The 22,951-nt window shown below is 57.8% G+C and carries 18 protein-coding genes; 9 read left to right on the forward strand and 9 right to left on the reverse strand.

The window, feature by feature from the left end:
- Positions 1-105 precede the first annotated feature (105 nt).
- From ACURWW_RS00055 to ACURWW_RS00065, 3 genes are all read left to right on the forward strand, one after another.
- A complete protein-coding gene (locus ACURWW_RS00055; RefSeq protein WP_445614963.1) occupies positions 106-894 on the forward strand; it encodes a MauE/DoxX family redox-associated membrane protein in 789 nt (262 codons plus the stop codon).
- Positions 895-984: 90 nt separating this feature from the next.
- A complete protein-coding gene (locus ACURWW_RS00060; protein ID WP_445614964.1) occupies positions 985-1,539 on the forward strand; it encodes a c-type cytochrome in 555 nt (184 codons plus the stop codon).
- 41 nt (positions 1,540-1,580) lie between these two features.
- A complete protein-coding gene (locus tag ACURWW_RS00065; protein ID WP_445615384.1) occupies positions 1,581-2,480 on the forward strand; it encodes a DUF305 domain-containing protein in 900 nt (299 codons plus the stop codon).
- Between the two features lie 107 nt (positions 2,481-2,587).
- Here ACURWW_RS00065 and ACURWW_RS00070 read toward each other — a convergent pair whose 3' ends face one another.
- Both ACURWW_RS00070 and ACURWW_RS00075 read right to left on the reverse strand, forming a co-directional pair.
- Complete coding sequence (locus tag ACURWW_RS00070) at positions 2,588-3,361, reverse strand: copper resistance protein B (protein ID WP_445614965.1); 774 nt, start codon at positions 3,359-3,361, stop codon at positions 2,588-2,590.
- Positions 3,358-5,187, reverse strand: a complete 1,830-nt coding sequence (locus ACURWW_RS00075) for a copper resistance system multicopper oxidase (protein WP_445614966.1) — start codon at positions 5,185-5,187, stop codon at positions 3,358-3,360. Before ACURWW_RS00075 ends, ACURWW_RS00070 begins: the two co-directional genes overlap by 4 nt.
- Before the next feature lie 330 nt (positions 5,188-5,517).
- On the opposite strand from ACURWW_RS00075, the gene ACURWW_RS00080 reads away from it, so the two are divergent.
- The 4 genes from ACURWW_RS00080 to ACURWW_RS00095 all read left to right on the forward strand — a co-directional run bounded on the left by ACURWW_RS00080 (position 5,518) and on the right by ACURWW_RS00095 (position 10,282).
- Complete coding sequence (locus tag ACURWW_RS00080) at positions 5,518-6,978, forward strand: vitamin K epoxide reductase family protein (protein ID WP_445614967.1); 1,461 nt, start codon at positions 5,518-5,520, stop codon at positions 6,976-6,978.
- A gap of 65 nt (positions 6,979-7,043) precedes the next feature.
- Positions 7,044-8,030, forward strand: coding sequence for an SDR family oxidoreductase (locus tag ACURWW_RS00085; RefSeq protein ID WP_445614968.1), 987 nt, complete (start codon positions 7,044-7,046; stop codon positions 8,028-8,030).
- 31 nt (positions 8,031-8,061) lie between these two features.
- Positions 8,062-9,867, forward strand: a complete 1,806-nt coding sequence (locus ACURWW_RS00090; RefSeq protein WP_445614969.1) for a glycoside hydrolase family 15 protein — start codon at positions 8,062-8,064, stop codon at positions 9,865-9,867.
- 76 nt (positions 9,868-9,943) lie between these two features.
- Positions 9,944-10,282 carry a four-helix bundle copper-binding protein gene (locus ACURWW_RS00095; RefSeq protein WP_445614970.1) on the forward strand — a complete coding sequence of 113 codons (339 nt, stop codon included), beginning with the start codon at positions 9,944-9,946 and terminating at the stop codon, positions 10,280-10,282.
- 417 nt (positions 10,283-10,699) lie between these two features.
- Here ACURWW_RS00095 and ACURWW_RS00100 read toward each other — a convergent pair whose 3' ends face one another.
- From ACURWW_RS00100 to ACURWW_RS00110, 3 genes are read right to left on the reverse strand one after another with little or no spacing between them, the layout of a single operon-like run.
- Positions 10,700-12,817: a copper-translocating P-type ATPase gene (locus tag ACURWW_RS00100; RefSeq protein ID WP_445614971.1), complete on the reverse strand. Its 2,118-nt coding sequence runs from the start codon at positions 12,815-12,817 to the stop codon at positions 10,700-10,702.
- A 49-nt stretch (positions 12,818-12,866) separates the two neighbouring features.
- Positions 12,867-13,742 (reverse strand): universal stress protein, encoded by an 876-nt coding sequence (locus ACURWW_RS00105; protein WP_445614972.1) that lies wholly within the window; start codon positions 13,740-13,742, stop codon positions 12,867-12,869.
- Positions 13,739-16,783, reverse strand: coding sequence for a beta-phosphoglucomutase family hydrolase (locus ACURWW_RS00110; RefSeq protein ID WP_445614973.1), 3,045 nt, complete (start codon positions 16,781-16,783; stop codon positions 13,739-13,741). Before ACURWW_RS00110 ends, ACURWW_RS00105 begins: the two co-directional genes overlap by 4 nt.
- A 168-nt stretch (positions 16,784-16,951) precedes the next feature.
- Here ACURWW_RS00110 and ACURWW_RS00115 point away from each other — a divergent pair, with 168 nt between their 5' ends.
- Complete coding sequence (locus ACURWW_RS00115) at positions 16,952-19,336, forward strand: phosphoketolase family protein (protein WP_445614974.1); 2,385 nt, start codon at positions 16,952-16,954, stop codon at positions 19,334-19,336.
- Positions 19,337-19,363: 27 nt separating this feature from the next.
- Complete coding sequence (gene tal / locus ACURWW_RS00120; protein WP_445614975.1) at positions 19,364-20,461, forward strand: transaldolase; 1,098 nt, start codon at positions 19,364-19,366, stop codon at positions 20,459-20,461.
- Between the two features lie 5 nt (positions 20,462-20,466).
- Here tal and ACURWW_RS00125 read toward each other — a convergent pair whose 3' ends face one another.
- From ACURWW_RS00125 to ACURWW_RS00140, 4 genes are all read right to left on the reverse strand, one after another.
- Positions 20,467-21,558, reverse strand: coding sequence for an acetate/propionate family kinase (locus ACURWW_RS00125; RefSeq protein ID WP_445614976.1), 1,092 nt, complete (start codon positions 21,556-21,558; stop codon positions 20,467-20,469).
- Positions 21,559-21,631: 73 nt separating this feature from the next.
- Positions 21,632-21,907 (reverse strand): DUF5676 family membrane protein, encoded by a 276-nt coding sequence (locus tag ACURWW_RS00130; protein ID WP_445614977.1) that lies wholly within the window; start codon positions 21,905-21,907, stop codon positions 21,632-21,634.
- On the reverse strand, positions 21,904-22,110 hold the full coding sequence (locus ACURWW_RS00135) for a hypothetical protein (protein ID WP_445614978.1): 207 nt from the start codon (positions 22,108-22,110) through the stop codon (positions 21,904-21,906). Before ACURWW_RS00135 ends, ACURWW_RS00130 begins: the two co-directional genes overlap by 4 nt.
- A gap of 140 nt (positions 22,111-22,250) precedes the next feature.
- A complete protein-coding gene (locus ACURWW_RS00140) occupies positions 22,251-22,874 on the reverse strand; it encodes a methyltransferase family protein (protein WP_445614979.1) in 624 nt (207 codons plus the stop codon).
- Positions 22,875-22,951: the final 77 nt, after the last annotated feature.

The raw sequence follows: 22,951 nt of genomic DNA on the forward strand, positions 1-22,951 counted from the left end.
TCACAGAGGGGCTGGGGTCGCGTTTTCCCGCCTTCGCTGATCCATGCCTGCAAAGCAGATTAGCAATGGACGTGCTGTTCCGATTATGAAGTGAGGTGAATAATCATGGCCCAGGAAGCCCGCGTGTCCAACAACAAGGCGAAGCTGTACCGCATGGTCATGGAAGAACATACCTGCCCCTATGGCCTGAAAGCGAAGGATCTTCTGCGCCGAGAGGGATTCGAGGTCGAGGACCACTGGCTAAGGTCCCGCGAAGAAACCGAAAGCTTCAAAGTTGAACATGGAGTGAAAACAACCCCGCAGGTGTTTATCAGCGGCGAGCGAGTGGGTGGCTACGACGACCTGCGCCGCCATTTCGGCAAGTCCGTGCCCGACCCGAATGCGACGAGTTATAAGCCGGTCATCGCACTGTTTAGCACGACATTTTTGATGGCGCTTGCCGCGAGTCTGGCGGTCTATGGATCGCCCTTCACGGTGCGAGCTATCGAGTGGTTTATCGCCTTCAGCATGGCGATCCTCGCAATGTTGAAACTGCAGAACGTCGAGAGCTTCTCAAGCATGTTTCTAAACTATGACTTACTGGCGAAACGCTGGGTGCCCTACTCTTACATATACGCGTTTGCGGAGGGACTCGCCGGCATACTGATGATAGCGGGGATTCTGATGTGGTTGTCGGTCCCCGTAGCTTTATTTATAGGCACCGTTGGCGCAGTCTCTGTCTTCAAAGCTGTATACATAGATCGGCGCGAGTTGAAATGTGCCTGTGTCGGTGGATCCAGCAATGTCCCTCTCGGTTTTGTGTCGCTCACAGAGAACCTGATGATGATCGCTATGGCTATCTGGATGACGCTCGGCGCACTGGGGCTGATGGCGGGGGCAAGCCACACTCCCTGAGCAATGACCCGTGCAGCCTGTATTCCGAAACTCACGACACCGCTTAGTGTCCTCAATTGAACATGGAGCGGGCTTGCGGAGGAAATCGCAATGGAAAAGACAGGGAAGCTACTACTTAAAGGAGTGCTCGCCGGCGTCGTTGGCGTTCTCTTTGTTTTTGTGATCGTCGCTCTGATCGTCGTCTATTCCGGGGCATATAACGTCGCTGCTACCGAGGAACACACGTCGGTTGTCCGCTGGGCCTTCACCACTACCCTTCACAACTCCGTAGAGGCCCGTGCTGCGAACTTTGAGGCACCCTCTCCCGCCACCGAAAGCATGATCGCCACTGGTGCCCGCGAGTATAAATCCATGTGTGAACACTGCCACGGCGGGCCCGCTATCGAGCGCGCCGGGTGGGCTACCGGCATGCGCCCAACTCCCCCGAAGCTTGTGGACGCGGCATCGCACTGGGAGGTCAACGAAGTCTTCTGGATCGTCAAGCACGGCATAAAGATGGCGGGTATGCCGGCGTTCGGGCCGGACCACGATGGCCAGACCCTGTGGTCCATCGCCGCATTCGTCAAGCAGCTACCGGGGATGACTGAGGAGCAGTACGCCGCTTTCGAAGCCGAGGGGTCGGGCGAGCACTCTCATTCCCATTAGAAACTTCACGACTCGTCGAAAAGGAGGTCACCGACGTGCACATGTCCTACTGGCGTTTTGCCGCAATGATCGCGACGTCCACGGGCGTCATGTTCGGGCTGATGTACCTGAACACCTATGCTTTCGAGCACGTGATGTGGAGCGAAACACGCTTCTGGATGGCGTTCGTGATGGGTGCCACGATGGCGGTGATCATGCTCAGCTACATGCTCAACATGTATCAGAGCAAACCCGTGAATCTGGGCATTTACGTCGGCAGTATCATTGTCTTCGGTGGCGCGCTCTGGCTCGTTCGCAGCCAGGCGACCATTGATCAGGTGGAGTACATGGAGGCAATGGTGCCGCACCACTCCATTGCCATCATGACCAGTGAGCGAGCGCAAATCGAAGATCCGCGCGTGCGCAAACTTGCTGACGAGATCATCGAAGCACAACGCCGGGAAATCTCTGAGATGAAGTACCTGGTGGCAGTGCTGAGTGAAAATGATGGAGGCAATCCACAGATGATGGAGGCGCCGCTCCCGGAAGTCGTTCCACCCGAGGAAGCTCTGCGCAGCCCCAACCTCGCTGAGACGGACCCCGCTTCGATGGACGAAGCGGAGATCGAAAAGGTCATCCCGCGCGGCCCCAGCTGCGGTTTCGCCTATACAGCCGAGGGCAAGCCCATCTTTAAAACCGGCCTGACCGAGGCGACCGCCGTAGCAGTGGTCAAGATTCACGGCCGGCTTGTACAGCTTCGCTCCGAAGCAGTAGCGAGCTTTGAAGAGCTCATCAATGGCGGCAGTTTCCATGCCGGGCCCATCCGCGTGACAGTTGGTCCTGTGCGCGGCAAATCACCCGAGGAACTCGATGGCTCGCGCCGCTGGCCCGCCAACATGATGTTTGATCTCGAACAGGGACTCAAAGTGGGCTATCGCGGATGGTACACCTGCGAACAGTGATGATGAGTGACTCTACTGCATATACTACGTCGGCATGACCGGGTATGGAGACAGTGGCGAGAAAGATGTGACAGCAAATAATAATCCCAGCGACTTCGGCCGCGTGGTCAAAACCATAACCTCAGCCCAAGCAATACAAACTTTCCTTCTGTGTCCTCGCCTTCGGCCTCGGCAAGATCAGCCGTATCGCCCAATTTGCGCTTCCACGAGAAGCCGATATAGGGCGCGAACTCCCGGCGAATTTCGTAACGAAGGCGCAGCCCCAACGCGACCTCGTTAAAGCCATTCCCGATGCCCAGATCCTCGACCTCACTTGCCGACAATCCGGTTTCGATACGTGGTTGCAGGACAAGTCGCTGGGTGAACGAGATGTCGTACTCCGCTTCCAGTTCGGCGGTGAAGTCACCGTCCTCGCTAAGGTAGCCGGTTGCCTCCACTTCAAACCAGTACAGGCCAAGTCCCTGTACACCGAGGGCAAGATGATTGAGAGAGTCGCCTTCCGAGGAAAAATCGTGGCGGATGCCGGCTTGCAGGTGCCAGTAGGGGCTTATTCTTCTGGCATACAAGGCTTCGACGTTGCCTTCGCTGCCGCCGCTCACCACGTCTTCGCCTTCGCTCTTCAGCCACAGGCGGTTCCAGTCGCCACCGAGCCAGGCCTGAGCATCCCAGACGCGTAGTTCTTCATCATCGTCCCACAGGTATTCGGCGCGATCGATGAGGCCGAAGGCAATCAGGGGCGTATCGTCTATCGTCGCCGGCCACTGCGGCGGCGGTAAAGGGAATGGACGCGCTGGCTCGCTGTGCTGTTGCGAGGCAGCCACATTGGTGAAGAAAAATAATGCGGCGCAGGAAGCCGGCACGGTGATTCTTTTGACGATCATTCCCCCTCCCGCTGTGGCAAGCCGATGTTGACGGCGTGCATCATGCCGGCGTCCATGTGATAGAGAAGGTGGCAGTGAAATGCCCAGTTGCCCGGCTCGTCGGCGGTCACATCAAAGGACAGGCGTTCCGCCGCTTTCACACTGATGGTGTGTTTACGCGGCTTGTAGGCGCCGGCGCCATTTTCTATCTCCATGAAAACGCCGTGCAGGTGCATGGGGTGTTCCATCATCGTATCGTTCACCAGCGTGAAGCGAACGCGCTCGCCATAGTCGAGGTAAATAGGTTCGTCGAGTTCGGAAAACTTTTTGCCATCGAAACCCCACATGAAGGCTTCCATATTACCGGTGAGATGGATTTCGATTTCACGCCCGGGGGGACGCGGGTCGCTGGTGGGCGTCAGACTTTCTAGGTCCGTGTACACCAACACCCGGTGATCCACATCTTCCAAGCCGGTGCCCCGTTCGCCAAGGCGATATCGCTGTACGGTAGCGACTGATGCATTTGCGGGGCCGTGGGTGTCCGGGCCATGACGTGCGACCACGGGACCGGCCTTTTCCATGCCGAGCATGGCGCCGGCATGTTCGCCTCCAGGCATCGCATTGTGCGCTTCCGACTCCGGGTGCGGCACAGCGGCGTGTTTGCCATGCGCTTCCTTGCTAGTGCCGACGGCACCGGGCGTTTTCATCTCTTGCATATCCATCGCTCCCATGGACATACCCATGTCCACCATGGAGCGCAGGGGCCGCTCCCGCAGCGCTGGAATGGACGCTGTCATTCCCGGGCGCGGCGCCAGTGTGCCGCGTCCAAAGCCACTTCTGTCCATGGATTCGGTGAAGATCGTGTAGGCCTTGTCTGCCTGAGGCTCCACAATGACGTCATAGGTCTCCGCCACCGCGATTTGGAACTCATCAATGGTAACTGACTGAACGTTTTGTCCATCCGCCTGTACGACGGTCATGGGCAAGCCCGGGATGCGGACGTTGAAGAATGTTCCGGCTGCACCATTGATGAATCTGAGTCTGACCTTTTCGCCGGGCCTGAATAGTCCAGTCCAGTTGTCTTCGGGCGCCAGTCCGTTGACCAGGAAGGTATAGGTGTAGCCGGTGACGTCCATGATGTCCGTGGGCGACATGCGCATGCGGGCCCACGCGAGGCGATCGTCCAGTGTCGCGGACCAACCGTGTTCACGGATGTCTTTAACGAGGTCTTCAATCGTGCGTTGCTGGAAGTTGTAATAGTCCGCCTGCTTCTTCAGGTGTTCCAGAACTTCATAGGGGTTTTCGAAAGTCCAGTCCGACAGAAACACCACGTAGTCGCGATCATAGTCAAAGGGATCCGGTTCTTGTGGATCGATGATCAGCGGACCATAGTGTCCCAACTGTTCCTGCAAGCCCTGGTGACTGTGATACCAGTAGGTCCCATTCTGGCGTACGTCGAATTCGTAGGTAAATGTTTCCCCCGGTGCGATTCCCGAAAAGCTCAGGCCTGCGACCCCATCCATTCCGGGTGGCACCAGCAGGCCGTGCCAGTGAATGGTGGTTAGTTCATCCAGGTGGTTGGTCACCCGCAGCACGGCGCTTTCGCCCTCTCGAAAGCGCAACAGCGGGCCGGGGACTGTGCCATTCACGGTCAACGCATGGCCGATGCGACCTGCAACTTCGAAGGGCGTTTCCCGGATTTCAAGGTCAACCCCTTCCGGCTTGACATTGAGAACACTCCCTGAGCCAGCTGGCGCCGCGTATGCGGGCGCCAAGGAACGCAGCCCGAACAGCAGTCCCGATGCACCAAGTAGCCGCATAAACTCCCGTCGGTTCAGCGTTTTCACAGCTCCCTCTCTTCTGCGGATGCTCCGGCGGCAACGTGCCACCGCTGTTTGCCTGCCCCCTGCCCCGTCAGCGCAGGCGGAATCCTGTGGCTCGGACTCAATTCGACCTTCGCGAAGGCCATGAGTTTTCCGCCGGCAACCTTTGAGGTCTCGACGAGTCGCATTATTAACTTACCGGTGCGGTTTCAACGCGGCTTCCGCGGGTCCGGCGAACTGTATCAACGATTTTCGCCTGCACCTTTTGGCAGGAAGGAAATTCGCGAGGATACTGCCGCAGGGAAGCGAGGCAATTTCGCCTAACCCGGGTGTAAAGCGACAAGGGACTGCTGTATGGAAAATCGTGGAGAATACCTGCGGCAAGGCGACATGAAAGCCGGCATGTCCATGGACGAACACATGATGATGATGGAAAAGCGCCGACTGGCTACGCTGTGGTGCCACTTCGCCAATGCGGCACTGGGGCTATGGCTACTCAGTGCTCCTTTCATTTTCGGCTATTTCACGATCGAACCTAGCGACTTTGACTTGCCACGCCTGGCGAGCGAAAGGAGCTTGCCGGACGTGGCTACCCGCAGCCTCTTGATGGCTTGGAGCGATGTCATTTCCGGTGCATTGATCGTGCTGTTCTCGGTGATGAGCCTGAAACGCGTCAGCTGGGCGCAGTGGGCGAACACAGCGATGGGCATTTGGTTGATGTCCGCACCGCTGCTGTTCTGGACTCCCTCCCCGGCCGCCTACGGTACCGGCTTGCTGGTGGGTGGACTGGTGGTAACCTTTTCCGTGCTGGTGCCGATGATGCCGGGCATGAGCATGGAAGGCATGATGCAAAAAGCGGCCATGCCACCGGGTTGGGACTACAACCCCTCGACCTGGCTACAGCGGTTGCCCATCGCCTTTCTGGCACTGATCGGGATTATTCTCGCTCGCTACCTGGCGGCCTACCAGCTCGGCCATACAGAAAATGCCTGGGACCCTTTCTTTGGCATCGAGCCGAACGGGACGGAAAGAATCATCACCTCGGATATGTCGAAGGCTTGGCCAGTGTCGGACGCCGGGGTCGGCGTGCTTGCGTACATGCTGGAGTTGCTGATGGCTGTAATGGGTGACGCCCGCCGCTGGCGAACCATGCCCTGGATGGTGGCCGGGTTTGGCGTAGTGGTGGTGCCGCTTGGTGTCGTCAGCATTTTCTTCATCATCGCCCAGCCTATCGTAATCGGCACCTGGTGCACGCTGTGCCTTGTCCAGGCCCTGGCGATGCTGATTATGATGCCCTATTCCCTCGATGAACTGGTCGCCATGGGACAATTTCTGAAGGACGCCAAAGCTCGAGGCAAGCCGTTGTGGCGCACCTTCTTCAAAGGCGACGCCATGTCCGGCGCGACGGAGGGCACGGAGGCGGAGTTCGAAGGAAGTACGAAACAGATGATGCACAAGGGCTTGCGTGGCGTTACGCCCTTGCCTTCCCTCCTCGCGCTGTGTGCAATTGGCGTATGGCTTATGTTCACCCGCCTGATCTTCGGCACCGAAGGTTCGCTCGCCGACAGTGACCACTTGATGGGCTCTCTGGTTATCACCATATCCGTTCTGGCAATGGCGGAAGTGGCCCGCACACTACGGCTGCTCAATACTGTCATTGGCCTTTGGCTTATCGCCGCTCCCTGGCTGCTGACAGGAGGCAGTCTGGCTGCCGGTATTGGTGGTGTGATCGCCGGTGCTTTAGTCATCGGCTTGAGCCTGCCAGCAGGGAAGATCCACTATCGTTACGCTGGCTGGAACAAACTGATCTGGTGAAGCCCCAAGCACGGTGGGGTTTTACCGGTAACTGATACTGACATTCGGGTACAGGGAGAGACTGCATGCAGGTCGTCGCAGTGACCGGCGCTTCGGCCGGGATCGGAAGGGCCATCGCCAAAGCCTTTGCCCGTGAAGGCGCGCGAGTCGGCCTGATTGCCCGCAGCGCAAGCGCACTGAACGAGGTGCATGCAGAGATCAAGATGGCCGGTGGCGAAGCTCTGGCGCTGCCTTGCGACGTGAGTGACCGGCAAGCGGTGGAATCCGCCACGGACCGAATCGAAAAAGAACTGGGCGAGATCGATATCTGGGTCAACTGCGCCATGCTCACGGTTTTTTCGCGCGCGGTGGACATCGAGCCAGACGAATACCGGCGGGTGACGGACGTAACCTACCACGGCTATGTGCACGGCACGACGGCGGCACTCAAGCGCATGACCCCGCGCAACAGGGGGCACATCATTCAGGTGGGCTCAGCCCTCTCCTACCGCTCGATTCCTCTGCAGTCCGCCTATTGTGGGGCAAAGCATGCGGTGCGCGGCTTTTCCGATTCGCTGCGTTCGGAGCTGATACATGAAGGTATCCAGGTCGAGGTTTCCATGGTCCAGCTACCCGCCTTCAATACACCCCAGTTCCTGTGGGGCCGCAGCCATTTGGATCAGAAGCCGCAACCTCTGCCGCCCATCCACGGCCCGGCCCTGGCGGCGGAGGCGATTGTGTGGACGGCGAAGAACCCGCAGCGGGAAGTGTGGGTGGGCTGGCCCAGCTGGCAAGCGATCCTGGGCAATAAGTTACTGCCCGGCTTTTTGGACCGCTACATGGCCAAGAAAGCCTGGGAGGGCCAGTTTACGGGGGAGAAAGCACCTCCCCACAGCCCAGACAATCTCTTTCAAACAATTGACGCTCTGCACAGCGAGCAAGGCCCGTTTTCGGACCGCTCCATCAGCCGCAAGCCCATACTCTGGCATGTCAAAAACCAGAACTTCTGGGTGAATGGCGCTGGCTTTCTATTGCTGCTCGCTGTCTTCCTTCTAGGCCTGGTCCTCGGGTGAAAACTACGGCATTTGTATGCATACGGCTGGAATGAACAAGTCTCGAAGCATCAACTGCAACTATCCGCCTATCGGTTCCCTTGGGGCCATTGGCGACGGTCATTCACTGGCACTGCTGGCGAGCGATGGCACGGTTGAATGGTTCTGTCCGGAGCGGTTTGATGCACCTCCGTTATTCTGGTCATTGTTGGACCGTAACGCCGGTGGTTACCTCCGGGTCGGGGCGCAAGAGCTCACGGCCTCTTGCATGAGCTACCACGCCGAGACTGCCGTGCTGAACTTCGAATGGCGAACGGAGACCGGCTCTGCACGAGCCTGTGTATGCATGGAATGGCCCGGCGACCAGGGCCGGCAGCGAATGCTCTGGAAAATTACTGGTGTCGAGGGTACCACCGAAATCGGCATCGATTTGTGCCCGCGCCCCGATTTTGGCAGGGCAGCTTGCCGTATGGCCGTGGATCTTAACCGCGCCGACATTGCCACCGAGCAATATGCCCTGTCGTTTCGGAGCTCTGCAGCTCTCTCCCAAGTGGGCGAGCGGATCGTCGGATGCCACGAAGTTCGCACCGGCGACACTGCCGTGTTCTGCCTGGAGCTGGTGCGGCAACCGGCGCAAGATGTGAACCCCCCGTTTCGGTTGGTTGAAACGGCCATCGAAAGTACAGTCAAGGCTTGGGAGGGATGGGTCGCGGGCATACGCTGGGGTGGATCCTATCGCGACGACATCGTCCGTAGCGCTATCACACTCAAGCTGCTCATCTATGAACCCACCGGGGCGATGGTCGCCGCCGGTACGACGGGGCTCCCGGAAGAAATCGGTGGGGTACGCAATTGGGACTACCGTTACACATGGTTTCGGGACGCCGGCATGGTAATGGACAGCCTTTACGCAATCGGATGCGAACGAGAAGCCCAGCGCTGGGCAGCATGGATGCAGGAGGTTGTTGTAGCGCATGGGATGCCTCTACAGGTCCGCTACACGGTCGACCGCCAACCCGCAGCTACGGAAGTGATTATTTCGGGCGCCGAGGGCTACCGAGGTTCCGCTCCGGTTCGCGTCGGAAATGCCGCGGCCGAGCAGTTCCAACTCGACATATACGGCGAATTGCTCGAATGCGTGTTCATCTGCGACACCATGGACGACGATACCATGCGGCGCCATTGGGACCACCTCCACCAAGCCGCAGATTTCATCGCCTCCCACTGGCAGGAAGCGGATAAGGGCATTTGGGAAGTGCGAAGCGCTGCCAGGCACCTGGTGCATTCAAAAGCCGCTGCATGGGCGGGCCTGCAACGTGCTCTGTGGATGCAGGCGAAACACAATCTCAAAGGGAACGTAAATGCCTGGCGCAAGGCGGCAGACAGTATCAAGGCCCAGGTTCTCGAGCGCGGCGTGAGCAGTGACGGCAAGCGCTTCATTCGCGCCTATGGCGACCCTCGCCCAGACGCCAGCCTTTTGTTACTTGCGCGTTTTGGAATTGTTGACGGTTGTGATCAGCGTTTTCGAAACACGGTCCGCGCCGTTCAGGAACAACTCCGTATGGGCGATGCCGATTCGGGTCTCATCAGGCGGTACCCTGCTGACTTGGACGACGGATTGCCAGGCACAGAAGGCGCGTTTGTTATCTGTGGCTTCTGGCTGGTTGATGCGCTATCAAGGATGGGACGCCACGACCACGCAAGTTCGATCTTCAGGCAGCTGCTGTCCCTACAAGGATCTTGTGGCCTGTATGCCGAGGAACTTGATCCGAGAACCAAGCAGCACTTGGGCAATTTCCCTCAGGCTTTTTCGCACGTCGGTCTGATCAATGCGGCACTGCAGCTGGAGTCTCGATAGACTCTGCGCACCAAGGGGTTCAGGGGATTTCTGGACAGCGCACGAAGTCCGAAACCCAATCAAGCAAGGAGTAGCCATGACAGATCCATATCAGCAGCAGCGAGACCAACATCACCATGTCATCATCAATTGCTTCCATCTCTGCCAGCAGTGTGGCGCCGAGTGTGCCGAACAGGGAGAACAATCGTTAGCCGAGTGCACCAAGCTATGCTACGCCTGCGCCGATACCTGCCTGTATTGCCTCAAGCTGCTAAATAGCAGAGTGGCGCAGTACAAGATCGCCTGCAGGGCGTGCGCCGAGTTTTGCGAGGCCTGTGAAGCTGAATGCCGAAAAGCAGGCGGCGACCTCATGCGGCGCTGTGCCGAAGCCTGTCGCGAGTGTGCCGATTTGTGTCGCAAAATGGCGGCTAGCTAAGGGCGCGTTTAGCAGCGGACCACACGAAATATATCGTCGAAGACGGATCTGGTGGCCTGACGATATCCGTACCCAATGAAAGCGGCTGAAGGTGACTTTCACCTGCCCTCGCACACCGCTGATGCTGCCTTCTTGCGGTTCTTCAGTTCTTTAGGTCCTGTTTACTGGTCTGGGGCCTGATGTTCGATCATCAGCCAAATATCGTTTTGCATATGTTCTTGCATGGTTGTTTCTGCATCGCTTAGTCATTCGTCCTTGTATACGCTGGTACAAGAGCGGCAGCGGTGCTCAACAGCAGGGCGCAGCTGCCGACTGCAGGAAAGTCGTCGATCGATCCGTGCCGGTGCCGGACATTCCGTGGTTCCTGCGTTCCTGCCCTTACGAATCGCCCTGGATGACTTCCTGCCGCTTGTAGGCTCATCTCACCGCTTCAACTGGTTGTCGCCCGAGCAAACGGGCGTTGATCGCAACAATCACCGTACTGGCGGACATGAGTACAGCACCCACCGCAGGCGTCAACAATATCCCCCACGCTGCAGCCGCGCCGGCGGCGAGTGGAATGGCGAACGCGTTGTAACCGGTTGCCCAGAAAAGGTTCTGGACCATTTTCCGGTAAGTAGCACGGGCGAGTCCGACAATAGCGACTACATCGCGTGGATCGCTGCGCACCAGAACAACGTCGGCGGACTCGACGGCGACATCCGTCCCTGCACCGATAGCGATGCCCAGATCCGACTCCACCAATGCCGGCGCGTCATTAACCCCATCACCCACCATGGCGACACGTAAGCCTCGGCTTTTTACTTCTCTGATCTTGTCCGCCTTTTGTTCTGGCAATACCTCGGCGAAGTAATCGTCGAGCCCCAGTTCACGCGCAACGCTCTCTGCCACGGCCTTGGAATCGCCGGTCAGCATCATGCATTGGATGCCCATTTCCTTGAGCTTGTCGATAGCGGCGCGGGACTCGGCTCTGACCACGTCCGCCAGCGCAATGGCCGCCATCACTTCGCCGTCCACCAGAAGGAACACGAGGGTTTTTCCGCCACCAATTTTCCGTGCAGCTTCATCTGGATCGAAACCCTGCTCGCGGACATAACCTGGGCTGACCACCTTCACATCCCGTCCGCCGATCCGGGCCTGCGCACCGCGCCCGGTTATGTTTTTGAAGTCGGTCACCGCCGGCGTTTGCAACTGCCGGTCCTTTGCGGCTCGGACCACGCCTTTGGCGATGGGGTGTTCGGAATGGCTCTCAAGAGCCGCCGCCAGCCGCAGTGACTCCTCCTCGTCCATTTCGCCGAAGGTGAGGATATCGGCGACGCCGAATCGGCCTTCGGTCAGCGTGCCGGTCTTATCAAAAACCACCGCCTGCAGTTCGCGGGCGCGCTCAAAGGAAGCGCGTTCCCGAATCAGCAGTCCATGGCTTGCCGACATGCTGGTGCTGACTGCCACCACCAAAGGAACTGCCAGTCCGAGTGCATGGGGACAGGCGATCACCATGACCGTTACAGCCCGGGCAATGGCAAACTGCACCCCCCCGTCCAAAAACAACCAGACGCCGAAAGTGAGCGCACCACCGCCCAGGGCAATGACGGTCAACCAGACGGCGGCGCGGTTGGCGAGATCTTGGGTGCGAGAACGGGACTCCTGGGAACGGCGCACCATCTCCATCACTTGCGAAAGGTAGGTATCATCGCCGGTCTTTCGTATTTCCAGGGTAAATGCTCCTTCGCCATTCACAGATCCGGCAATCACCTCGGCGCCCGCGCTCTTTTCCACCGGCTTGGATTCGCCAGTCAACATCGATTCATCGAGGGAGGTCTGGCCGTCGATGATCACACCGTCGGTGGGCACGCGCTCACCGGGTTTTACTAAAACGCGGTCGCCTCGCTTGAGCTCGGTGACGGGGATGTCCTCGGTCGAACCGTCATCACGCAAGCGGTGCGCTTCAGAAGGCAAGAGTCTCACAAGCGCCTCTAACGCACCGGATGCGCCCATGACTGACCGCATCTCCACCCAGTGACCAAGCAGCATTACGTCGATTAGGGTTGCCAGCTCCCAGTAAAACCCCATGCCGGGGAAGCCAAAGGTAACCGCAACCGAGTAAAAAAATGCTGCGCTTATCGCCACGGCAATCAGCAGCATCATTCCGGGGCGGCGACGCACGATTTCGTTGAAGGCGCCTTTCAGGAAGGGCCAGCCGCCGTAGAAATAGATGACGCCTGACAGTCCGAACAGTGCGTAGCGGTCGCCAGGGAAGGCGACGGGCGTATCCAGAGCAAACAGTCCCCACAGCCCGTCGGAAAGAGCGAGTACCGGAATCGTGATGAGCAGGGAAACCCAGAAGCGGCGACGAAAGTCCGCTACCATCATCGCGTGATGGTCGTGGGAGGCATGATCGCCGTGCCCCTTGTGACCAGCGCCCTCACCATGCCGATCGTGATGCCCGGCATGCCCCTGCACTTTGGCCGCCTCGGCGGCCTGGATCTGCGGGTGTGGTTTTTTTTGTTCAAGCTCGTCTTCTTTTTTTTGATCCATGGATACTTCCTTTCAACGCTTGGATTTGGGAGCGGCTCTCTGGAGTAAATTACTCCAGCGCTTCACCCACCTTCAACGCAAATTCCGGCGGCTGCTCTGACTTCAGTAACAAAACGGGCTTTGCACAGCGTTGCAATAGCTGCGTAAGGATACGGGCCCGGCCTGGGGCAAGGTGGCCGTGCCAGCCAATCGCCAGAACATCGATATCTCTTTTGCGGATGATCTTGACCAATTCCTCAGCGATATCGCCCCGGCAAAGCGCCACATCCTCAACGAGGCAGCGACACTCTGCAGGACTGCATTGCATCGAAGCTCGATTCACCATCGCCTCAAGCCGACCTGCGTATTCGTGGTAGGGCGAATCAGCGTACTCCGTTTCCGCCAGGTATCCGTAGTCACCGCCATCCACAACATGAGCCACATGCACTGCCAAACCCAGGGGCTGGGCGAGGCGAATGGCCAGAGTCAGCACCTGGTCCGCTTCCACCTCTCCGCTGATGGGCACCAGCAGAGAACGCCAGGGCAACTTTTCATGGAATGCGGGAGGCAGCAGCAACACAGGCACTTCGCAGTCGATGATGACAGTGCGGGTAACATGGCCGAGCGGAGTTACGTTGTCCTCCCTGCCATTGGCGCTCTGGCCCTGCGCGGACATGACAATCAGATCCACCCGAAGCTCCTGTACAGCCTGGAGAATCGCCTGTTCCGGATAGCTTGCAGATTGATGAAGGGTGATATGCGACCAGTGTTGCCTCGGAATTTTCAAGTCCATCAAAGCCTGTCGCGAAGGCAGTGCTTCTGTGCCAGCTCGGAGCAGGTGCAGTTTTGCATCAAGCTTGTCCGCAAGCCAGACGGCGCTACCCAAGCTTTTTGCCGCGTGTGCCGAGCCGTCGAGTGGCACCAGAATGGAAGTGACTATGCTCATCGACTTACCTCCACGCGGTGGGATCGACCTCGCCAGTAAATGGTAAATGCAAGGTGACGCCAGCGTTGCGGCAGCCGCCGTGCGGCACTATCACCGACGATAGGCTGCTCCGCGTTCCATAAAGGGCTTTCAAACGGCCGGTCCGGGAGTTTTTCAAGCTCGTCATTCAATTCTCTATGTTCGGTGGGAGAAGATTTTGCGAATGAAACGCCAAGAAAGCCCCACAGCAAAGCCTGCCAGGTGCCACCCATCGCCGCTGGATGGACGCCAAGTGAACTGTTGTGCATCACATTGGAGAGATCGAGAAAAAGGCTTTGCCGCCAATAGTGCTCCGCCGCTTCCTGGCGCCCCAGGCGGGCGGCGATGGCCGCGTGTATGGAGGGTGACAGGCTCGAGCCGTGGTCGGTTATCGGCTCGTAAAAGTCGTAATTGGCTGCCAGCACATCGGGCGGAAAGCATTCCGGAAACAGGTGCAGGAGCATGAGGACGTCCGCCTGTTTAATCAGCTTCAGACGGTTGATTTCCTCCCAGTCGAATAACCGGCTGATGGGTGCCTTGAATCGCTCTTCCGCTGGTAATGGATAATCCGCCAGCTCAAAAAATCCTTCGAATTGTTCGATGATCCCATTCTTATTCGGCTGAGGACGGTGGAGCCTGTCCAGCAAATGTCGCCAGGCCTGAAGCTCCGATTCCGCGAGCGCTATTCGGTTAACCAGCTCGGCGTGGCGGGATGGGTGTTTTCGCCACAGCCAGTTCACCGCTCGACACGCATTGACCAGATTGAACCAGGCCATCCAGTTGGTGTAGGCATTGTCATCCACGGAGTGGTGATACTCGTCAGGGCCGACCACGCCGCGCAGGTGATAGCGGTTGTTCTCTTCGACGCAGCGGCTGTGCCAGAAGCGGGCTGTTTCAGCAAACACCTCTACCCCGGTTTCTGCCATGAACGCCTCGTCGCCGGTTGCCTCCCAGTAGCGCCATAGACCATAGGCCACATCGGCGGTGACATGAAGTTGTTGCGTACCCGTGTAAATGGGTATTTCTTTCCGGGTGGTGCGCAAGATGATTTTTCGCGGCGTCACGTCTTCGCCGCTGGCGGTGGATTCCCAGGCGTAGCATGCGCCGACATGGCCCAGCTCCCTGGCACGTAGTCGGGCACCGTCAAGTGTGTGGTAGCGGTATGAAAGAAGGCTGCGCGCCAACAGTGGTTGGCTATGAAGGTAAAACGGCAACATGAAAATCTCCACGTCCCAGAAGACATGGCCTTCATAGGCCCGCCCCGTCAGGGCCCGGGCACCGACTGACACCTTGCCGTCATTGGCGGCTGCACCAGTAAGGTGATATACGTGAAAACGCAACGCCTGCACCACCGCGGGAGCACCAACAATTTCGATATCGGCACTTTGCCAGATTTTTTGCCACGCTCGACGGTACGCAGCCATCAACTGATCGAAACTGTCCCAAGAGAAGGTCTTCAGCGTTTCCAAGGCAGCGTCCAACGGATTATCGCAGTCCCTGCTGGTATAGATCACAACAAAGCGGCGAAACGCCAACGGCTCACCAATGCGGCCCGCGAGCCGCCAGTCCGTGCCCTCCTCACTGTCACCCTGGTGCAAGGTTCTCGAGGCAACGCAAACACAAAGGTCGGAACCTGTCGTGCGATAACATTGGATCTCCATTCCTTGGCGGATTTGGACCGGCGACGCCCGCAGGTGGGGATGGCGGTCGGCAAGGTGCGGGGTCAGCAAGGAGGTGTTGAGGTGGATGTTGCTGGAATGATTGTCCGCGCAGAGTATGAATTCATGCGCGAGTACATGTCGGTTCGCTAGTGAAGCAAAACGCTGGCTGCCGATGGACGTTTCCCGCCCGTCACCAGTGTTAAAAGTTGTCTCGTGTCGGACCACTGCATTGTGCATGTCAAGGAGACGACGGTTACGTCGCCATCGGTTGTCGGCCTGCGTGAGTTCTTCGCCATCGACATCAACGGACAGACGAAAAGGAAAAGGTAGTGAAACGAGCTCCGCGTATTTGCTTTCCCGTTCTTCGGTCATGAACTCTGCTTCGGAGTATGGTCGGCTGGGATGTTTACTGGCGTAAATCCCCGCCACAAACAGATCACCCTGCGAATTGGGCAGTGGAATATCCGGCGCGCCCCGGACGCCCATGTATCCGTTGGCGACGGTGTACATGCTTTCCAGATCCGGTTCCCGGGACGGATCAAAGCCAATCTGCTCTATAAACCAGGCTTCCTGCTGTCGCCGCTCTTCCACCCGGCTCGCCAGTTCGGCGGGATCAAGCTCCGCGAGGTCGGACACCACAACATCGGCCCCGTGGCGGGCCAGCGCTTCGGCCTTGCCGCCGTGATCCACCCCGACAGTGAGAGCGAAGCCGCCTCCCTGCCCGGCCTGAACCCCCACAATTGCGTCTTCCACGATGATTGCTCTCGCAGGATTCACACCCAGTCGCCGCGCACACGCGAGAAAGGCGTCCGGGCTTGGCTTGCCAGTCAGACCCAATTCGTGAATGTCGATTCCATCCAGAACGGCGTCGAAAAGAGAGGTGAGTCCGGCTGAGGCTAGCACTTGACGACCGTGTCGACTGGAGGTGGCAACCGCGGTTTGGATGCCGGCTTCACGGAGTGCGCGGATCAGCTGCAGAGCACCCTCGAAAACCTGCACGCCCCGGCTGTGGAGCTGCTTTTCGAACAGCGCATCCTTACGTTTGCCAAGCCCATACACAGTCTCGACCGTTTCCGGGTCGGCGGGCTCGCCTTCGGGCGTCTCTATTCCCCTGGCGTGCAGAAACGCGCGTGCACCCGCATGGCGGGGCTTTCCGTCCACGTAACCAAAATAGTCGTGCTCAATATCGAAGGGTCGGCGCGCCTCGGCGGGCAACTCCGGATGCTGCTGCAGAAATTGATCGAACAAAGACTTCCATGCCATGGCATGAAGATCAGCGGTGCGGGTGATCACACCGTCCATATCAAAGATTACGGCGTCATAGGACCAGATGGCCGAAGTAGGTTCGGCTGAGTCGCCCATATCGACAACATCCTTATTGCGGCATTAGCGCACGATGGATGCAGAGGCATCCGACCGATTCGAATCATTTGTGACCACAATACCCAGACTACGATCCTATGCTTGATGTATATCAAGCGATGCGGGCAAAATACCCGTTACAGTCCTCCTGACTAGGAAAGTACCGATATGCATCAGGCAAGCAGTGCGACAAACTCGCTCTCGACTGAAGAAGTCGAACGACTCAACGCCCACTGGCGGGCAGCCAATTACCTTTCAGTCGGACAGATTTATCTGCTGGGCAATCCGCTGCTGAAAGAACCGCTCAAGGCGGACCACATAAAACCGCGTTTGTTGGGCCACTGGGGCACTACGCCCGGCCTCAACTTCATCTATACGCACTTGAACCGCGCGATCAAAAACCACGATCTGGACTGCATCTACATCGCCGGCCCTGGCCACGGTGGACCCGCTCTGGTAGCCAATACCTGGCTTGAAGGAAGTTATAGCGAGGTCTACCCGGAAGTGCCGCAAGATGGCGACGGCATGCAGCGCTTGTTCAAGCAGTTTTCCTTTCCCGGCGGCGTTCCCAGCCACGTGGGACCGCAGACCCCCGGCTCTATTCACGAAGGTGGGGAGTTGGGCTATTCCCTCTCGCACGCCTACGGTGCGGTTCTTGATAACCCCGAGCTGATTGCGGCCTGTGTGATAGGCGACGGCGAAGCCGAAACGGGACCGTTAGCCACTGCGTGGCACTCCAACAAGTTCCTGAATCCAGCTGTGGATGGCGCCGTTCTTCCGATTCTTCATCTGAACGGCTACAAGATCGCCAACCCTACGGTGCTGGCGCGCATCAGCCGCGAAGAGTTGGAAAGCCTATTGATAGGCTACGGGTATCAGCCCTATTTCGTGGAAGGATCCGAGCCGGCCGCCATGCACCAGGTTATGGCGGCCACACTTGAACGGGTTGTGGGGGAAGTACGCAGCATTCAGGCGACGGCGCGTCAAGGTAATCACAGCCGACCACGCTGGCCGATGATCGTTTTGGTCAGCCCCAAGGGTTGGACCGGACCTCACGAGGTGGATGGCAAACTGACCGAAGGCACCTGGCGTTCCCATCAGGTTCCGTTAACGGATTTCAACAGCAAGCCCGAGCATATCGGCTTGCTGGAAGAGTGGCTGCGCAGTTACGGGCCCGAGGAGCTGTTTGACCAAGGCGGTCGTCCTTTGCCCGTGGTGACGGCCTGCGTACCAGAAGGGAAACGGCGCATGGGGGCCAACCCGCATGCCAATGGCGGTTTGCTGCTGAAAAATTTACGATTGCCCGACTATCAGGACTACGCCGTGGATGTGCCGAAACCGGGTGCAGTGCTGGCCGAAGCCACCCGGGAATTGGGCAAGTTTCTGCGCGACGTAATGAACCGCAATCGCGACAGTCAGAATTTTCGCGTTTTCGGCCCCGACGAAACCGCTTCCAATCGCCTAACCGCACTCTTCGATGAAACGGACCGGGTGTGGATGGCCGACCGGGAGGAAAGCGACGAGCATCTGGCAAGCCAGGGCCGAGTCATGGAGATCCTGAGTGAGCACACCTGCCAGGGTTGGCTGGAAGGCTACCTGCTCACCGGCCGGCATGGATTCTTTTCCTGTTACGAGGCCTTCATCCACATCGTGGATTCCATGTTCAACCAGCATGCAAAATGGCTCAAGGTCTGCAAAAGCGAAATCCCGTGGCGCCGCCCCATTGCATCCCTGAATTACCTGCTTACCTCTCATGTCTGGCGGCAGGACCACAATGGTTTCTCCCACCAGGACCCGGGCTTCATCGATCATGTCGTTAACAAAAAGGCGGACGTGATTCGCGTCTATTTGCCACCCGATGCTAATACGCTTTTGTACGTGGCCGACCGCTGTCTGCGTTCACGGGACTTCGTCAACGTCATTGTGGCGGGAAAACAAATGCAGGCTCAGTGGTTCGACATGGATAGCGCTAACAAACATTGCAAGGCCGGGATTGGCATTCTTCCCTGGGCCAGTAACGATCAGGGAAGCGAACCGGATGTAGTAATGGCCTGCGCCGGCGATGTGCCCACCATGGAAACGCTGGCAGCCGTGGACCTGCTGCGGCAGCATCTTCCCGATCTCAAGGTTCGTGTCGTCAACGTCGTGGATCTGATGACACTGCAACCCAAGGAAGAACACCCTGTGGGGCTATCCGATCGGGATTTCGACAGTCTGTTTACCAGCGACAAACCGATCATTTTCGCTTACCACGGCTATCCCTGGCTGATTCACCGTCTGACCTACCGCCGCACCAACCACGGCAACCTCCACGTGCGTGGCTACAAGGAAGAAGGTACAACCACAACACCGTTCGACATGGCTATTCGCAACGACATTGACCGATTTCATCTCGTCGCCGATGTGATCGATCGCGTGCCCTCTCTTGGCTATACAGCCGCCTATGTGAAGCAAATGGTGCGGGACAAACTGATCGATCACCGCGAGTACATCACGGAATTCGGTGAGGACCCGCCCGAAATTCGCAACTGGCAGTGGAAGCAGCCGGAGTAAGTCGACGGACTGCAAAGGAGCAGTGGCATGACTCATCCACTTAAACAACTTTCGGCACTCGGTCAAAGCGTCTGGCTCGATGACTTGCAGCGGCAGTATCTGCAGGACGGCACGATCGCCGGACTGGTACGGGACGACTGGCTTGCGGGGCTAACCTCAAATCCCGCCATCTTCGAACGGGCGATCGACAGGACCGACGTTTACGACACGGCTATCGAAAGGTTGGCACGGCAGGGTCAAAGTGCTACAGATATTTACGAGCATTTGGTGGTGGAAGATCTTCGGGACGCGGCCGACCTGTTGATGTCGGTCTATGAAGAAAGTGGTGGAAAGGATGGGTATGTCTGTCTGGAAGTATCCCCGTATCTGGCTAATGACAGCCACGCCACGATCAGTGAGGGAGAGCACCTCTGGGCGCGCGTAAATAAGCCCAACCTGATGATAAAGGTGCCTGGAACCCGTGCCGGTCTGGCGGCCATTCGTGCACTGACGGCGGAAGGTATTAACGTCAATGTGACACTACTCTTCAGTCCGGAGCGCTACGGTGAAGTGGCCGATGCCTACTGGTCGGGTCTCGAAGATCGTCTGGCAGACGGTCAATCCGTGAAGGGCATTGCCTCGGTCGCCAGCTTTTTCCTGAGCCGAATTGATGTGAAGGTCGACCGCATTCTTGACCAGAAAGGCTTAGCTGAGTTGCGGGGAACCGCCGCCGTGACCGCAGCCGCCCACGCCTACGCGCGCTATCAAGAAAGACTGCAAGCCCCCCGCTGGGAAAAACTGGGCGCGGCGGGCGCCAGGACTCAGCGATTGCTGTGGGCCAGCACCGGCGGTAAGGACCCCCGCTACAGTGAGCTCAAGTACGTCGAGGAACTCATTGCCCCCGGCACAGTAACCACCCTTCCCCTTGGTACACTGCTCGCCTTTCGCAACCACGGTAAGGCTGAACCCAGCCTAAAACGTGCCATCGAAGAGGCCGACCAACGATCCGCCGCCCTGACTGCTGCGAACATCGATATGGAAGGTGTGGCCATGGAGTTGGAACAGGAGGGAATCCAGAAATTCGTTGCGCCCTTTGACAAGCTGATGGCCCGCATTGATCGATCCTGCGATCAATTACTGTCCTGACCGGCTCAGAGGCCAGCGAGGAGTTCCCGACAGGCTTTCAGCATCTGACATTCTTCTCTGCCGGGCGCCACCATGCAAAAGACTGCGGATTCGTCCGTGCTGATTCGCTCTTCGTATACAGTGCTTTCGTTGCGTCGTCGGTCGATGCGAATACCAAGATGCTCCAGTCCGTCCACCAGACGGCCACGCAAGATCGCCGAGTGTTCGGCAATGCCGCCACTCATGACGATGCCATCAAGTCCCCCGAGCACTGCGTAGTAGGCGCCCAGGGTCTTACGCACCCGAAAGCAAAACAGGTCGATGGCCAATTGGGCGTCTTCCGATTCACTCTTCAGCAAATCGGCCATGTTTTTGCTCTCGCCTGACACTCCCAGCCAGCCAGAGTCCTGGTTCAGGACTCGGTCGGTTTCGTCCGGTGACCAGCCCTCCCGCCGCTGCAGCCAGGTCAGCAAACCCGGATCCACATCGCCGCTGCGGGTGCTCATCAATAAGCCTTCGTTGGGTGTAAAGCCCATCGTCGTGTCCACTGGTTTTCCATTCAAAATGGCGGCCATGGAACAGCCAGAACCCAGTTGCATGGTAACCAGTCGGCCACTAGCCCGCTTGCTGGTTTGCGCCCACGTTGCTGCCATGCCTTGATGCGCAAAACCGTGAAAGCCGAAGCGTCGCAGTTTGTGCTTCTCGCTTAGCGCATGTGGCAGGCCATAAGACTGGGCCACTTTGGGCAAGTCCCGAAAAAAAGCCGTATCGAAAACCGCGACGACCGTGGCGGCTGGGTGCGCCTCGAGCAGTAATCGAATACAAAGGAGGCTGTTGTGATTGTGTATGGGCGCCAGTTTCTCAAGAGCCTTGAGGTGTTTGAGGCTGGATTCGTTTACCGGAGTCGGCTCGAGGTAATCCGATCCGCCGTGAACAAAGCGAACGATAAACCGATGGCAGTGGCTTCGCTCAGCCACATTCCGTACCATTGCCTTAAGCTTTTCCACCGAGGTGTTACCCACTTCCGTGGCCACATCACTTTCGATAGATGCGAAGCGCGCCCATTTGATCGTTGCGCTACCTGGGTTCAGTACCAATATTTTCTCTGGTCCCGTCATAATCTACTGCTTCCCACCCGCCGTGAGCTTCGACTTAATGGATCGAATTGAGTCCGAACGGAGACCAGCTTGTCTATCGTTTGCTTGACGAAACGTTGTAAATAGCCGCAATGCTGGCGCCTATCAGCCATCCCAAAACAAAAGTCTGAACAATCCCCATTGCCGCCTCTGACAGGGGCACGTCGTGACGAATGATCGTACTCACGTCCAGCCCGTGCAGCAGGCTATTGAAATAGCGAACGGTTGTCGCTTCGCCGGTAAACCACATCACCAACATGCAGCCCAGGTAAAGCAAGGCCATCGTCGTGCCAACCGCAAATCCCAGTCTCCTGACCCCAATTATATTCATGAAGACTCCTTGTCTTTATGGTGTCCATCCGTGCCGTGCCCACCCTTGCCGTGCCCACCCATCATCAGTAAATGGCAGCCGAACATCAGAATGATAAAAATCCACAGTACCACGCCACTATCTACACCAAGTAAGGGCAGGACGAATATCAGCAATAGCGGCAATAAACAACCGACGAGCATCATAATCGTATGCTTGTTCACTTATCTTCTCCTCTTGTCCTGCCCATCATCAACTCTCGTTGCTTCATCGGTTTGCCTGTGACGGCGCCGTGTATACCAGGCCACCAACACGAAGACCAACAGAAGTGCGATGCCGCTCATCAAAGTCAGGCCTTGTGGGTTCATTCGAAACTCCTTGACTGTTGTCCGTCGCGTCGGGGGATAAACATGGGGACGCAGCGCTGATATTGCCGGTATTCGTCTCCGAACTTGGCCAGCATCTGCTTCTCTTCCTTGCGCGCCAGAAAAGTATAGGCGGCAACGATAATCGGAAAGGCAACTACCGACAGTAGGGTTGGCCAGTGGACGACGCCTTCGCCGAAGACTATCAAAAAAAGCCCGCTATACTGTGGATGACGCATTCGTGCATAGATACCATCGGTCATCAGCGTGTCGGAGCGGCGCGCCTGGTGAATTCTTCGCCACCCGTCAGCTACCAGGGTTGCGCCGACAAAAACGATACTATACCCGAGTAGCATGGCGACGATGTGTGCCGTTGGCGTGCCGAAGAGCTGTGCCCAGAGATTGCCACCCTCGCCCCACGCCAGATCCAGCCCGAAGAAGCGCGCAAGAAAATAGATGGTCAGAGGGAAACCATACATCTCCGCATAGAAGGCGATAATAAACGCTTGTAACACACCCGCACGGGTCCACTCTTTCCAACTGTCCGGTGCCAAATAACGATACATCAACCACGAAATGATCACTGTGACGATGACCGCCAGCCCCCACATTCCCACATGCATTGCTTGTCTCCCGTCTGATGCGCCAAAGCGACTGGTATACCGTTTGGAGGCTACAACAAGGAAGTCAGAAACACCAG

This window comes from Gilvimarinus sp. F26214L (assembly GCF_054401055.1).